11 protein-coding genes, 1 tRNA gene, 1 pseudogene and 1 other annotated feature are annotated in these 14,229 nt (G+C 66.8%); of the genes and pseudogenes, 6 read left to right on the forward strand and 7 right to left on the reverse strand.

Annotation, left to right across the window (positions count from 1 at the left end; all coding sequences use genetic code 11):
* Positions 1 to 9 precede the first annotated feature (9 nt).
* Complete coding sequence (locus ESD82_RS04220) at positions 10 to 2,820, reverse strand: [protein-PII] uridylyltransferase (RefSeq protein ID WP_147428914.1); 2,811 nt, start codon at positions 2,818 to 2,820, stop codon at positions 10 to 12.
* 2 nt (positions 2,821 to 2,822) lie between these two features.
* Positions 2,823 to 4,025, reverse strand: a complete 1,203-nt coding sequence (locus ESD82_RS04225; RefSeq protein WP_024845267.1) for a penicillin-binding protein activator — start codon at positions 4,023 to 4,025, stop codon at positions 2,823 to 2,825.
* Positions 4,026 to 4,127: 102 nt separating this feature from the next.
* Here ESD82_RS04225 and rsmI point away from each other — a divergent pair, with 102 nt between their 5' ends.
* The 3 genes and pseudogenes from rsmI (at position 4,128) to ESD82_RS04240 (ending at position 6,863) form a co-directional block, all read left to right on the forward strand.
* Entirely contained in the window at positions 4,128 to 5,036 is a 909-nt protein-coding gene (gene rsmI / locus ESD82_RS04230) for a 16S rRNA (cytidine(1402)-2'-O)-methyltransferase (RefSeq protein ID WP_024845266.1), read from the forward strand.
* A gap of 44 nt (positions 5,037 to 5,080) precedes the next feature.
* Complete coding sequence (locus ESD82_RS04235) at positions 5,081 to 5,446, forward strand: YraN family protein (RefSeq protein WP_028711098.1); 366 nt, start codon at positions 5,081 to 5,083, stop codon at positions 5,444 to 5,446.
* Positions 5,447 to 5,597: 151 nt separating this feature from the next.
* A pseudogene (locus ESD82_RS04240) lies at positions 5,598 to 6,863 on the forward strand (IS3 family transposase).
* Positions 5,879 to 5,995, forward strand: a sequence feature (AL1L pseudoknot). It overlaps the preceding pseudogene by 117 nt.
* A 552-nt stretch (positions 6,864 to 7,415) precedes the next feature.
* On the opposite strand, the gene ESD82_RS04245 reads toward ESD82_RS04240, so the two are convergent.
* Positions 7,416 to 7,490 (reverse strand) — tRNA-Gln (locus tag ESD82_RS04245).
* 96 nt (positions 7,491 to 7,586) lie between these two features.
* On the opposite strand from ESD82_RS04245, the gene ESD82_RS04250 reads away from it, so the two are divergent.
* Complete coding sequence (locus ESD82_RS04250) at positions 7,587 to 8,795, forward strand: BaiN/RdsA family NAD(P)/FAD-dependent oxidoreductase (protein ID WP_024845661.1); 1,209 nt, start codon at positions 7,587 to 7,589, stop codon at positions 8,793 to 8,795.
* On the opposite strand, the gene kdsA is transcribed toward ESD82_RS04250, so the two are convergent.
* The 3 genes from kdsA to ESD82_RS04265 are packed head-to-tail and all read right to left on the reverse strand — an operon-like array spanning position 8,796 to position 12,017.
* The gene (gene kdsA, locus ESD82_RS04255) at positions 8,796 to 9,629 is read right to left on the reverse strand and encodes a 3-deoxy-8-phosphooctulonate synthase (RefSeq protein ID WP_024845662.1); all 834 of its coding nucleotides are present in this window, start codon (positions 9,627 to 9,629) and stop codon (positions 8,796 to 8,798) included.
* Positions 9,626 to 11,380, reverse strand: coding sequence for a capsule biosynthesis protein (locus tag ESD82_RS04260; protein ID WP_024845663.1), 1,755 nt, complete (start codon positions 11,378 to 11,380; stop codon positions 9,626 to 9,628). Before ESD82_RS04260 ends, kdsA begins: the two co-directional genes overlap by 4 nt.
* Positions 11,364 to 12,017: an ABC transporter ATP-binding protein gene (locus ESD82_RS04265; protein WP_024845664.1), complete on the reverse strand. Its 654-nt coding sequence runs from the start codon at positions 12,015 to 12,017 to the stop codon at positions 11,364 to 11,366. The genes ESD82_RS04260 and ESD82_RS04265 overlap by 17 nt, the downstream gene beginning before the upstream one ends.
* A gap of 200 nt (positions 12,018 to 12,217) precedes the next feature.
* Between ESD82_RS04265 and ESD82_RS04270 the strand changes: the two genes are divergently transcribed.
* Together ESD82_RS04270 and ESD82_RS04275 are read left to right on the forward strand one after the other, a co-directional pair.
* Positions 12,218 to 12,835 carry a uracil-DNA glycosylase family protein gene (locus ESD82_RS04270; RefSeq protein WP_036748250.1) on the forward strand — a complete coding sequence of 206 codons (618 nt, stop codon included), beginning with the start codon at positions 12,218 to 12,220 and terminating at the stop codon, positions 12,833 to 12,835.
* Entirely contained in the window at positions 12,819 to 13,571 is a 753-nt protein-coding gene (locus ESD82_RS04275; protein ID WP_147428913.1) for an SseB family protein, read from the forward strand. The genes ESD82_RS04270 and ESD82_RS04275 overlap by 17 nt, the downstream gene beginning before the upstream one ends.
* Before the next feature lie 69 nt (positions 13,572 to 13,640).
* Here ESD82_RS04275 and ESD82_RS04280 read toward each other — a convergent pair whose 3' ends face one another.
* On the reverse strand, positions 13,641 to 14,201 hold the full coding sequence (locus ESD82_RS04280) for a YcbK family protein (protein WP_024845667.1): 561 nt from the start codon (positions 14,199 to 14,201) through the stop codon (positions 13,641 to 13,643).
* Positions 14,202 to 14,229 lie beyond the last annotated feature (28 nt).

The raw sequence follows: 14,229 nt of genomic DNA on the forward strand, positions 1-14,229 counted from the left end.
TTCTGTCCCTCAGAACGTCCCGCCCGGCGGGCGCTCGGCCCGTTCGGCGCGTTCGGTCCCTTCCTTGATCGCCTGGCGCAGCTTCTTTTCCAGCGACTCGCGGCGGCCCGGCTGGTGCAGCTTCAGCCCGAACATGTCCTTGACATAGAAAGTGTCCACCACCTGCGCGCCGAAGGTGGCGATCACGGCGCTGGCGATCTGGATGTGGTTGTCGGCCAGGGTCCGGGTCAGGTCGTAGAGCAGGCCGGGCCGGTCGCGGGTATCGACCTCGATCACCGTATAGACGTCGGAGGCCTCGTTGTCGAAGGTGACATGGGTCGGGAAGCGGAAGGCGGCCTCGCGCTTCTTGGGCTTGTCGCGGCCGGCCAGGGCCTCGCGCGCGACGATCTCGCCGCCCAGGGTGCGCTGGATCATGGTGCGCAGCCGCGGCAGGCGGTCGGCGGCATAGGGATGGCCGTCCGCGTCCTGCAGCCAGAACACCGCGGTCGCGAAACCGTCCTTGGTGGTATAGGTGCGCGCATCGACGATATTGGCGCCCACCAGCGCCAGCGCCCCGGCCATGCGCGAAAAAATGCCGGGATGGTCGGCCAGCACGAAGGCCGCCCGCGTCGCGTCGCGGTCGGTGTCGGGATGCAGGTCGGTGCGGATCTCGTCCTCGCCCAGATCCTTCAGCATCTCGGCAAAGACATATTGCGTCTCGGTCGGCAGGCCCGGCCAATAGTTGTCGTAATGCCGGCCCAGCTCGGCCTTGATCGCCTTGGGCTCCCAGCCCTTGGCGGTCAGCAGGTGGCGCAGCGACCGCTTGGCCTCGCCGATGCGCTTGTCGCGGTTCAGCTCCTCGAGGCCGTTTTCCAGCGCGCGCTTGGTCTCCTCGTGCAGCTTGCGCAGCAGCATCGCCTTCCAGTTGTTCCAGGTGCCGGGGCCGACGCCGCGGATGTCGCAGACGGTCAGCACCAAGAGCATGTCCAGCCGCTTGGTGGTCTTGACCGCCTTGGCGAAGTCGCGCAGCGTGCGCGGATCGGCGATGTCGCGCTTTTGCGCCACGTCCGACATCAGCAGGTGGTTGCGGATCAGCCATTCGATGGTCTCGATCTCGTCCGCCGGCAGGCCGAAGCGGGTGCAGATGCGCCGCGCCAGCCGGGCGCCCAGGATCGAGTGATCCTCGGCCCGGCCCTTGCCGATGTCATGCAGCAGCACCGCCAGGTAGATCACCCGCCGGTTCACCTTGCCCTTCATGATCTTGCTGACCACGGGCAGATCCTCGGCATCCTCGCCGCGCTCGATGGCAGCCAGCGCCGCGACGCATTGGATCAGGTGCTCGTCCACCGTGTAATGGTGATAGACGTTGAACTGCATCATCGCCACGACCGGGGCAAATTCCGGGATGAAGGCCGCCAGCACGCCCAATTCGTTCATCCGCCGCAGCGAGCGTTCCGGGTTGCCGTGCTTCAAGAGCAGGTCGAGGAAGATCCTGACCGCCTCGGGGTCCGAGCGCATGCGGTCGTCTATGCTGTCCAGGTTGGCCGTGACGGCGCGCATGGCGTCGGGGTGGATCAGGATGCCGGTCCGAAGCGCCTCTTCGAAAAGCCGCAGGATGTTCAGCGGGTCGGACAGGAACTGCCGCTCGTCGCCATAGGTCAGCCGCCCGCGGTCCATGCGGAAGCCGGCGCGGACGCGGCGGCGGCGCTGGAACAGGATGTTCATGATCGGCGCGCGATAGAGGTGGCGGGCCTCCAGCGCGACCAGGAAGACCCGCGTCAGTTCGCCCACGCGGGTGGCGTGCAGGAAATAGTCCTGCATGAAGATCTCGACCGCGCGCCGGCCGCCCAGGTCGCGATAGCCCATGCGGCGGGCGACCTCGACCTGCATGTCGAAGGTCAGCTGGTCCTGCGGCCGTCCGGCGATCAGGTGCAGGTGGCAGCGCACGGCCCAGAGAAAATCCTCGGCCTGCCAGAAGGTCAGATGCTCCTCGCGGGTGAAGAAGCCCAGGTCGACCAGCTCGACGGCGCGGTCGACCCGGTGGATGTATTTCGCGATCCAGTAGAGGGTCTGCAGGTCGCGCAAGCCGCCCTTACCCTCCTTGACGTTCGGTTCCAGCACGTAGCGCTGGCCGCCCTGGCGGCGGTGGCGCTCGGCACGCTCGGCCAGCTTGGCCTCGATGAACTGGGGAACGGTCTTGTCGAACAGCTCGGCCCAGAGCCGGTCGCGCAGGGTTTCGGCGGCGGCGGCATGGCCGCAGATCAGCCGGTGTTCCAGCAGGCTGGTGCGGATGGTGATGTCGCCCGCGCCCAGCCGCAGGCAATCGTCGATCGAGCGCGTGGACTGGCCGATCTTCAGCTTCAGATCCCACAACATGTAGAGCATGGATTCGACGACGCTCTCGGCCCAGCCGCTGACCTTCCACGGCGTCAGGAACAGCAGGTCGACGTCGGATTGCGGCGCCATTTCGGCCCGGCCATAGCCGCCGATGGCCAGCACGGCCAGCCGCTCGGCATCGGTCGGGTTGAGCAGGGGATGCAGGATGGTGGTGGCGACGTGATGGACGGCCGCCACCGTGGCATCGGTCAGGCTGGCGATGGCGCGCACCGTCTCGCGCGCGGCGCGGGGATGGGACATGAAGCCCGCCGCGATATCGCTCATGGCGGCGCTGCGGGCCTGGGCCAGGATGGCCACGGTGCGCGCGCGGATCTCGCGCGGCTCGGCGATGTCGCTCAGCGCCTCGGTCAGCGCCGGCAGGAAGCTTTCGGGGCTGAACATGGAATGCGCCCCAGGCAGGGCCGGGGCGCTTTGCGGCAGGCTGTCGGTGTCCTTGGCGCTCAAGATCAGAACCCGAAGCCGCCGAAGCTGCGCGGCGCGGGATCCAGCACCACCACCTGGCCGCCCCGCACGGTGGCCACGGCCAGCGCGCGCTCGTTGGTGCCGTCGCGCCGCAGGCGGAAGGCGCCCGAGACCCCGGCAAAGCCCGAGTTCTGCGTCAGGCCCGAGGTGGTCAGCGCGTTGGATTTGCCCGCCCGCACCAGCGCGGCGATGGCGGATACCCCGTCATAGGCCAGCGAACCCAGCTCATGCGGCGTCTCGCCATAGGCGGCGCGATAGCGCTGGTCGAACTGCGCCTTCATCGTGGTGTCGGGAATGGCGAACCAGCCGCCCTGCACGCCGCGCAGCTGCAGCCGGGCCGAGGGCTGGTCCCAGCGCGTCAGCCCCATCATCTGCACCGTGGCCGAGGTGACGCCGGCATCGGCCAGCCTGTCGGTCAGATAGGGCAGCACCGCGCCCTGGTTCGCGGTCAGGAACACCGCATCGACATTGCCCGAAAGCGCCGCCTGGGCGACGTTCGGGACGATACCGTCGATGCCGGACTGGGACAGGGGATGCACGGCGGTCCCGGCCAGGGTGGCGCCGTTCCGGCGGATCGCCCGCTCGATGGCGTGGGCGCCGACCTGGCCGGCCGTGTCGTCCTCGGCCACCATCAGGATGCGGCGCTTGCCGTTCCGGACCCCGTATTTCACCAGCCTGTCGGCCACGTTGTCGAAGGTGTTGCCCAGCACGAAGACATTGCCGCCGGCGATGTCGGTATTGTTCGAGAAGGACAGCACGTTCACGCCCTGCGGCGCCATGGCATTGCCGACCGCATTGGCGCTGTCGGCGAAAAGCGGACCCAGGATGATCTTGGCGCCCTCGGCCACGGCGCGGTTGGCCATGGCGACGGCGGTGCCCGGCTCGGAGCCCGCATCGTAGATGCGCAGGTCGATGGTGGCGCCGCGCGCATCGGCCGCCGCCATCTTCGCGGAATTGCTCAGCGAGCGCGCCAGCCAGTCCAGATCCGCGCTTCCCGTGCCGCCCGGCACCAGCAGCGCCACCTGCACCGGCTGCGAAGGATCGATGCTCGGGCCGGTCTGCGGGCCCGAGGCTCCCATCTCGATCGGCTGGCAGGCGGCAAGTGCCAGGGCGGAAAGGACAGCGCCGATGCGCGCGAGCGGGCGGCGCAGGTCGAAGGCGCCGCGGATCGTTTTCAGGACGGTCATGGCGTGATTCCCTGTTGGATCGAGGCTGGGGGTTTGATGGGGGCAGGTTATTGGCATATTCGGGACATGGCAACTTGCCCCGGCAGCACGAAAGGGACCGCGATGGAGGATGGCGCCAGCACAACCGGGACGGGCGCGCGGCCGCTTTCCCTGACCGTCTCGGCCGCCTCGCCCGAACCGGGGCTCTACCTGGTTGCGACCCCGATCGGCACAGCGCGCGACATCACCCTGCGCGCGCTCGACGTCCTGAACACCGCGGATGTCCTGGCGGCCGAGGATACGCGCAACCTGCGGCACCTGATGGATATTCACGGCATCCCGCTGCGCGGCCGGCGCATCATCGCCTATCACGACCACAATGCCGACCGGCAGCGTCCGGCGGTGCTTGCCGCCCTGGGCCAGGGACGGTCGGTGGCCTATGCCTCGGATGCCGGCACGCCGCTGGTCGCCGATCCCGGCTACCGGCTTGCGCGGGATGCCGCCGAGGCGGGCTTTGCGGTCCGGGCGCTGCCCGGCCCCTCGGCGGCCCTGGCGGCGCTGTCGGTCTCGGGCCTGCCCAGCGACCGGTTCCTGTTCGTGGGCTTTCCCCCGGCGGCAAGCGGAGCGCGGCGAAGCTGGGTCGAAAGCTGGCGCAAGGTCGATGCGACGGTGATCGTTTTCGAAAGCCCCAGGCGCGTTAAGCAACTGTTGGAGAATTTCTGCGAAACTGAGGCGAATCGGCATACGGTAATCTGCAGGGAACTGACGAAGAAATTCGAAGAGGTGATGCACGGCACGGCCGCAGAGCTGCTGGAACGGATCCCGGCCGAGGGGTTGCGCGGCGAAATCGTGGTGCTGTTCGGGCGCCCCGAGCCGGTCGTCGCCGACGAGGACAGTTTGCGCGCGGCCCTGGCGGGCCTGCTGGGCACGCTTCCGGTAAAGGAAGCAGCTGCGGAAGTGGCGTCCAGGTTCGGGCGTCCCCGGCGCGAAATCTATGCGCTGGCGCTTGAGATGAAGAAGGAGCGGGAATGAGGTTGGAACGGATTTCCGGCGGAACGCCGGTTTCTGCCCTGGGCATGAAGGCCCGGCAAGGTGCCGTCGCCTATTCCTCCGGCCGTTTCGCCGAGGAATCGGTGTCGCGAGAATATCGCCAGCGCGGTTATGAGGTCATGGCCGAACGCTGGCGCGGGCGCGGCGGCGAAATCGACCTGATCCTGCGCAAGGATGACGAATATGCCTTTGTGGAGGTCAAGAAGTCGCGTTTTCACGCCGGGGCGGCGGAACGGATCGGGACGCGGCAGATCGCGCGGATCTGCAATGCCGCGCTGGAATATTGTGGGCGCCTGCCTTCGGGACTGCTGACCGCGATGCGTTTCGATGCCGCCCTTGTCGATCAGTTCGGGCGCGTCGAGATCATCGAGAACGCCTTCGGCTCGAACTGAGCAACGCCTTTGCATCGTTGGTAAGCGGTACAAAGACCGGTGAAGACTGCCGTCCTCAAGCCGGTGGCGCTTGTCTCCGCACCCGAGCTGCGCCCCGGTGAACCGCGCCGGGTTTTCCGGAGGCTCCAACTCCTGAGTAGGATGGAGCATCATGAGCAAGACGACGACCAAGTTTTCCCCTGAAGTGCGCGAACGTGCGGTGCGGCTGGTTCTCGACAACGAGGCTCAGCATCCGTCGCGCTGGCAGGCGATCATGTCGATCGCGGCGAAGATCGGCTGCACCCCGCAGACGTTGAATGACTGGGTCAAGAAGACCGAGGTCGACAGCGGCAGGCGCGCGGGCATACCGACCGAGATGGCCGAGAAGATAAAGGCGCTGGAGCGGGAGAACCGGGAACTGCGCCAGGCGAACGAGATCCTGCGCAAGGCATCAGCGTATTTTGCGATGGCGGAGCTCGACCGCCGGTCGAAGTGATGGTGTCGTTCATTGACGCGCATCGGGATGCACACGGGGTCGAGCCGATCTGCAGCGTGCTGCCGATTGCCCCGTCCACCTATTACGATCATCTGGCGAAGCGGGCCGATCCCACGCGGCAGTCCGACCGGGCGCGCCGGGACGAGGCCTTGCGGCCAGAGATCCTGCGCGTGTTCGAGGAGAACTGGCGCGTCTACGGCGTGCGCAAGGTCTGGCGGCAGCTGGGCCGAGAAGGCTTCGATATTGCCCGATGCACGGTGGCAAGGCTGATGAAGGGCATGGGCGTTCAGGGGATTATTCGCGGCAAGCCGCACCGGACCACGATCCCGGACAAGAAGGCGCCATGCCCGCTGGACAAGGTCAACCGCCAGTTTCGCGTGCCTGCGCCGAACATGCTCTGGGGTCGTCCATTGTGGCGCCATTGGTCCGAGCCCAATGGACGACGACTTCACCTATGTCGCCACCTGGAAAGGCTTCGCTTACGTCGCGTTCGTCATCGATGCCTATGCCCGCAAGATTGTGGGCTGGCGCGTCAGCACTTCCGCCCATGCAGGGTTCGTGCTCGATGCCTTGGAGCAGGCCGTGCATGATCGGCGCCCGTCCAAGGGCATGGGGCTGGTCCACCATAGCGACCGCGGTTCGCAGTACCTGAGCATTCGCTACAGTGAGCGGCTGGCGGAAGCTGGCATCGAACCATCGGTGGGCAGCGTCGGCGACAGCTATGACAACGCCTTGGCCGAGACGATCAATGGCCTCTTCAAGGCTGAGGTTATCCACCGTCGCGGCCCGTGGCGCAGCTTCGAGGCTGTCGAATATGCCACGCTGGAATGGGTCGACTGGTTCAACAACCGCCGTCTGCTCGAACTGATCGGGAACATCCCGCCTTCGGAAGCAGAGGCCAACTTCTACGCCGCTCTGGAAACTGAAGACATGGCCGCGTAACTAACCCAAATCAGCCTCCGGAAAACCCGGCGCGGTTCATCCCGAGCGTGCGGAACAGATCTACCGGGCCAAAGCCTCCGGAGTGCTCAAAGCTGAAGTTCGAGCTATACACGAAAAACTCTTCGAAAAAGTTGAAGATGAGAATGAGAAGGCAATCGCACTTCTGATGGTGGTCGTGGGGTTATGGCTGACGGATCGTGTCTGGAGTTCCACGGCAGAATCCGATTCCCTTCGGCAGTCGCTGGGTCAGACCTACCGGCGGGAGTGTCAGGAAATGCTGTACGAGTTCTTGGTGGAGCAGGCTGGATAGGCTTCCCGTGCCTGAACCATGATGCAGTCTTTGCCCGAGGCTCCGACCGTCTCGGGCGACCTTGCATTTTATCTCGCCAGCAGCCCGACCCTGGGGCATCTCTTGGGGCATAACCCTCTCCGTCGCCCAACCGCCATGACGAAGCAGGTCGCGAGCCAATCTAAGCTATTCCGTCGAAAAGGTCCGGAAAGATCCCGTTCGTGAGAATAGAAAATATCATCTTCTTATTGACTTAGATGAATTGGCTGGGGCGGTAGGATTCGAACCTACGGTACACGGTACCAAAAACCGTTGCCTTACCACTTGGCCACGCCCCAACTTGTGGAGGCGTATCTAGCCAAGCCGACGGGGGGGTGCAAGAGGCAAAAAGGAAAAATCTTGTGGCTTTCGCGCCGGAGTTCTATGGGCCCGCCATGGAACAGGTTGATACAGTCATTCTTGGCGCCGGGGCGGCCGGGCTTTTCTGCGCCGGCTCGATCCTGGGGCAGGCGGACGAGCGGACGCAGCGGATCGTCGTGCTGGATCATGCCCGCGCACCGGGCGAGAAGATCCGCATCTCGGGCGGTGGACGGTGCAATTTCACCAATCTCGCGACCGGGCTCGATCGCTTCGTTTCGGGCAACCCGCGCTTTGCGGCATCGGCCCTGGCCGGCTTCACGCCGGCGGATTTTCTTGCCCTGGTCGAGCAGGCGGGCATCGCCTGGCACGAAAAGACGCTGGGGCAACTGTTTTGCGATGGCAGCGCGCGACAGATCATCGATATGCTGCTGCACCGGATGCGCGGTGCCGAATTGCGGCTTGGGATTGCCGTGGCGGGGGTAGAGCCGGCAGGTGGCGGCTTCGTCGTCGCCACCGCGCGGGGGCCGCTGGCGGCGCGGCGTGTGGTCGTGGCAACGGGCGGCAAATCGATTCCCAAGATGGGGGCGACGGGGATCGGATATGACATCGCCGCCCGTTTCGGGCTTGCGCTGGCCGAGCCAAGGGCCGGGCTGGTGCCGCTGACCTTCGCCCAGCAGGATCTGGACCTTTGCCGGCCGCTGGCCGGATTGTCGGTCGCGGCCGAGGTCAGCCATGGCGCGGGACGGCGGCGCACCCGCTTTCGCGACGGGCTGCTTTTTACCCATCGCGGGCTGTCGGGACCGGCGATCCTGCAAATTTCGAGCTTCTGGCGGCCGGGGGAGGAGATCGCCGTGGATCTGGCGCCGGATACGGATGTCGCGGCGGGCCTGCGAGAGATCCGCGGCCAGGGCGGGCGGCTGGGCGTGGGATCGGCCTTGTCGCGCTGGCTGCCCGCCCGGCTGGCCGAGGCGATCGCCGCCGAGGCGGGGCTGGCGGGCGCGCGGCTGGCCGACCAGGGCAATGCCGCGCTCGAGCGGCTGGGGGCGCGGGTGAATCGCTGGACCCTGCGCCCGGTCGGCAGCGAAGGCTGGCGCACGGCCGAGGTCACGGTGGGCGGCGTCGATACGCGTGCGCTCGATTCGCGGAGCATGCAGGTGAAATCCGTCCCCGGCCTTTACTTCATCGGCGAGGTGGTCGATGTCACCGGCTGGCTCGGCGGCTATAATTTCCAATGGGCCTGGGCCTCGGCCCATGCCGCGGCCCAGGCCATTGCGGCCGGCTGATCAGTCCATCACCGGATCGGATTTGGCCAGCGCGTCGAAGCGCATGAGCGAGGCGATCAGCGCCGGCATCCGCTCCAGCTGGATCATGTTCGGCCCGTCGGAGGGCGCGTTGTCGGGATCCTGATGCGTCTCGATGAAGACGCCGGCCACGCCCAGCGCCACCGCCGCCCGTGCCATGACCGGCGCGAATTCGCGCTGCCCGCCGGACGAGCCGCCCTGACCGCCCGGCTGCTGCACGGAATGGGTCGCATCCATGATCACCGGCCAGCCGGTCCGCGCCATGATCGGCAGGCTGCGCATGTCGGCGACCAGGGTGTTGTAGCCGAAGCTGACGCCGCGCTCGGTCAGCAGGATGCGCTTGTTCCCGGTCGAGGCGACCTTTTCGGCGACATTGGGCATGTCCCAGGGGGCCAGGAACTGACCCTTCTTGATGTTCACCGCCGCCGGTGTCTCGCCCGCCGCCAGCAGCAGGTCGGTCTGGCGCGACAGGAAGGCCGGGATCTGGATCACGTCCACCACCGAGCCGGCCAGCCGGGCCTGTTCGATGTCATGCACGTCGGTCAGCACCGGGCAGCCGATGCGCTTGCGCACCTCCTCGAGCATGCGCAGCCCCCCGTCGATGCCGATGCCGCGCCGGCCCCTGAGCGAGGTGCGGTTGGCCTTGTCGTAGCTGGCCTTGAAGACGAAGCCCGCCCCCGCCTTGGCGCAGGCCTCGGCCACGGTCTCGGCGATCATCAGCGCGTGATCGAGGGTTTCAAGCTGGCAAGGCCCGGCGATCAGCGCCAGGGGCCGATCGTTTCCGAAGGTGACATTGCCGATCTGGACATGATTCATGAGGATACCTGTTCGCGCAGGATCGAAGCGGTGAGCGAGAGCATCAGGTAGATGCCCGAAAACACCAGGAAGGCCACGATCGTGTTCTGGAAAGCCTTTGGATAGGTCGCCTCGTCCGGGGGCACCGGGGCGACGGAAAGCGAAAGATAGCGGACCTGCTTGTTGGCCTCGATCCGCGCAGTTTCCATCTGCGCGGCGGCATTGGCCAGCAGTTCCTGCCGGGTGGCAAGGTCGGATTCGGCGATGCGGATCTCGCCCGAGATGGTCGCCAGCGAGCCGCGGGCGGTATTGCCTTCGGTCAGTTGGCTGCGGGTCTGGTCCAGCATCTCCTCCAGCCGGCCGATGTCGCCCCTGACGCCCGCGACGCGGCTGGCATTGGGGCGCTGGTTGGAGAGCAGCTGACCCAGTTCCAGCTTCTTTTCGGCCAGCTGGCGCTCGAGATCGGCGATGCGGTTCATGATCACGCTGCCTTCGGCCGCAGGGTCCAGCACGCCCAGCCTTTGCTGCAGTTCCTGGACGCGGCGCTGCGCCAGCAGCACCTTGTTCTCGGCATCCTGATAGCTTTCGACCGAGCCCTTCATCTGGTCCTCGCGCAGCCGCGCGGTCATCTGGTCCACCTGTCCCTCGGCATATTTGATCAGCGCCATCGAAAATTCCTGGCTGAGCTCGGGATCGGGGGCGATCACCTCCATGTTGATCACGCCCTCGGTCGGATCGTAGCCGATCTTCACCAGGTTGCGATAGAGCCTGTAGGCCTGTTCGTTGGTCGCATCCGGCAACAGGCGCAGGATCGGGTCCATGGCCGGATCCTGGAAGGCCCGCTTGAAGCCCAGATCCCTGTCGAGCCGCAGCATCGCATCGCGCGAGGTCAGATAGCTTTGCACCGACACCGAATCGGTATTGGTGGCCATCTGCGTGCCGCCGAAAATCCCGCCGATCCCGCTCGAGCTTGATTGCTCGGCCTGCTGGATCTGGAATTGCGAGACGGTGGCGTAAAGCGGCGTGGCGACGAAGAAATAATACCAGCCCGCGATCAGCGTCGGCAGTCCGACAAAGGCCGCCAGGCGCGCAAACAGCATCAGAAGCTTGCGGCGCCTGCGCCGGGCGATGTCCTGCTGGATGCGGATGATCTCGGCCGCGCGCCGGTCCTCGGTCAGTTCCTCGCGCGAGGGCAGGTTGGGCGTGCCGGGGGGCAGGGGCGTGATCTCGGTCCCGCGCCGGCGGGGGCCGGAGCCATCCCCGCGCATCGGCACCGGCATGGTGGTGCCGGCCGCCGAGGCCGCCGCCTGGGCGCGCGCCCCTTCCTCGGACAGAATCTTGCTGACCGAGGCGCGGTGGAACGGGTCGATGCCGCGGTCGCGCAGCAGGACGACCGCCTCGTGATCCGACGCCGCCTCGATCTCATGCATGGCGGCGATGCGGCGCGCCATGCGCAGCTGGCGATCGGTCAGGTTCTCGGCTCGCACGGCGGCGATGCGCTCGGCCAACGGGGGCTGATCCGGCGCCGCCCCGTCCCTGGGCATATCGGCCGGCTGCGGCGCCGCGCCGGGAAAGCGCATGTCGCCGAAGCCGTCATCACCGGTGGCGAAAAGCTGCCCCATGTCCTGCGCAGCGGGCGGGGCTTCGGTGCGTTTCCTGATTTCGACCCTTGCCTTGCCCTTTTCTTCGGCCGCTGCGGGTTCCTGGCCGACGGCCAGCACCGATTCCTCGCGGCGGGTGCGATAGGCGCGCGCCTTAGGCGGTGTAGTCATAATATTGCTTCGCCTCTTCGAGGGTTTCAAAATGGTAGAGCTTGCCGTCGCGCAGGACAGCCGCGGAATTGCAGAACTTTTCAATGGTTTGCGCCTGGTGCGACACCACGACCACTGTCGCCGACCGAAGGCGTTCGTAAAGCACGGTCCCGGCCTTGCGGTTGAACTCCGGGTCGGTGGTGCTGGGCATGCCCTCGTCGATCAGGTAGATGTCGAATTCCAGCGCCAGCATCAGCGAAAAGGTGAAGCGCGCGCGCATGCCGGCACTGTAGGTGCCGACCGGCATGTCGAAATATTCGTCGATGTCGGTCAGCCAGCGGCAGAAGGCCTCGACGTAATCCGGGTCGAGCCCGTAGATGCGGGCAATGAAGCGCGCATTCTCATTGGCGCTGAGCGACGAGGTGATGCCGCCCATGAAGCCCAGCGGAAAGGACACCCGGCATTCGCTGCGGATCGTGCCCTCGTCGGGCTTTTCCAGCCCGCACATCATGTTGATGATCGTGGTCTTGCCGGTACCGTTGGGGGCCAGGATGCCCATCGACCGCCCCAGCTCGATCCGGAACGAGGCGCGGTCCAGGATCACCTTGCGTTGCATGCCGGTCCAGAACGACTTGGAAACATTGTCGAATTCGATCATCTGGCCGTCCTGATCCGCGCGCGGGCGCGGCATGGTAATGGTTACGACATACACAGTCCCGCCGCGCGCCGAATACCCCCGGCCGCGGCAGGCCGGACAATATGCCGGGCGGGTCGCGCTGTCCACCATGGCGATCAATGCTTTATATATCGTGAATGCCGACCCTTTTTTGCCATGGCCGGGGTACCTATCTGCCGGGCATGCCCGCCTTGCCCAGCCTCCTTCGCGAGATTTCCGCCTGCCGCCTCTGTGCGCCGCGCTTTGCGGTGACGGCGACCGCGCATAGCCCGCGCCCCGTCGCCTGGTTCCGCCCCGGCGCGCGCATCCTGGTCGTCGGCCAGGCGCCGGGCATGCGCGTGCATCTGGTCGGGCGGCCCTTTGCCGACCGCTCGGGCGACCGGCTGCGCGACTGGATGGGCCTGTCCGAAACCGAGTTCTATGACCGCTCGCGGATCGCCATCGTGCCGATGGCCTTCTGCTTTCCCGGCTATGACGCCAAGGGCGCCGACCTGCCGCCGCCGCCGATCTGCGCCCGGACCTGGCGCGCGCGCGTCATGGCCGAGCTGCGGCCGCAGCTGACGCTGCTGGTCGGCGGCCATGCGCAGCGTTGGCACCTGGGGGCCGCAGCGCGCGGCGGGGTGACGGCGACCGTCGCCGGCTGGCGCGATCATGCGCCGCACATCTTCCCCTTGCCTCATCCGTCCTGGCGCAATACCGCCTGGCTGCGGCGCAATCCCTGGTTCCAGGCCGAGTTGCTGCCGGAACTGCGCGCCGCCGTTGCCGCCCTGATGAGAGAAGCCGATGACCCCGCTGGATGAGCTTTGCCAGGTTCCCTTTCACGAGGCCGATGCGCCTGCCCGGTCGCGCATCCTGTCGCGCCTGGCCGATACCGAGCTTTTCGTGGCGCTGCTGGCCGAGCCGGCCGACGACCGCGCCGAATTGCGGCTGTTCGACTTGCCCGAGGGGCGCTTTGCCCTGGCTTGCGACCGCGAGGAGCGGCTGGCCGGTTTCGTCGGCGGCCCGGTTGCCTATCTCGCGCTGCCGGGCCGGGTGCTGGCCGCGGCCCTGGCCGAGGAGGGGCGGGGCCTGCTGGTCAATCCCGGCCATGCCTCGCAGCTGATGCTGGATGCGGGCGTGCTGGGCTGGCTGGTCGGGGCGCTTCAGGCGCGGCCCGGCATGGCGCCGGACGAGGCCGCGCGACGGCTGGGCGCGCCTTCGCCCGAGGCGGTGGCGCTGCTGGCCGAGCCCCTGGCGCAGCGGCTGGGCGATATGGCCGGGCTGGTCGGGCGGCTGGCGCTGGTCGCCGCCGAATGGCAGGACGGGCGGCAAGGCCATGCGTTGATCCTGGCCGGCGTCGATCCGGCGTATCAGGCCGCGGTGGCCAAGGCTTTGGCCGAGTTGCTGGCCTTCCTGCCCGAGCTGCCCGGCGGCGTGGATATCGGCTTTGCCGAGCCCGACCTGCCCACCGGGGCGCTGGTCATGGAACCCCCGCCGCCTGCGCCCGCGCCCGAACCGGTGCGGCGCGATCCCTCGGCACCGCCGCGGCTGCGCTGAAAAGGCAAACGAAAACCCGCCCAAAGGGGCGGGTCTTTGCGTGATCACCGAAAATTGATCGGCCGCGAGTCAGGCGCCCCAGTGGCGGATCGGGCCGCAATCCATATGGACGAAGTTCGAGCGCGAATATTTGCCGACCCCGCCAGCATTGCAGGCGGCCGCGGCCTTGTACATCTGCGAGACCGAGCGCGATTTCAGGCGCAGGTCCGCAGCCTTGCCCACCATGTGCAGCGAGTTCTTGGCCACGCCCGAGGACCGCGAGCGCAGCATGGCGTTGGTCTGGGGCGAGCGATAGCCCGACAGCATCATATAGGGTTCATTGGTTTGCAGCAGCCTGTGCGAGGCCGCGGCGATGTCGATCGTGCGCGGGTCGATTCCGATCGCCTGGCCGGTTCGCCAGTCGCGCATGAAGATGTTGATTTCATTCAGGGCATCCCGGATATACTTGCCTTCGACCCAGTAAACCGTGTCGATGCTTTCGCCCGTGCGCCCCGAATACATGCGAATGCGGCGGATGTCGCCGGCACCTCGCAGCAGACCGAAGGCATTGGCCATAACCGGCGCTGCTGCCACCGTGGTCGCCGCGAAGACGCCAAGGATGCCCCGACGCGAGAGAGATTCGAACGTCATGTCAGATCGCCTGTCCTGCTTTCGTTGT

Origin of the sequence: Paracoccus pantotrophus (assembly GCF_008824185.1) — a bacterium.
Lineage (GTDB): Bacteria > Pseudomonadota > Alphaproteobacteria > Rhodobacterales > Rhodobacteraceae > Paracoccus > Paracoccus pantotrophus.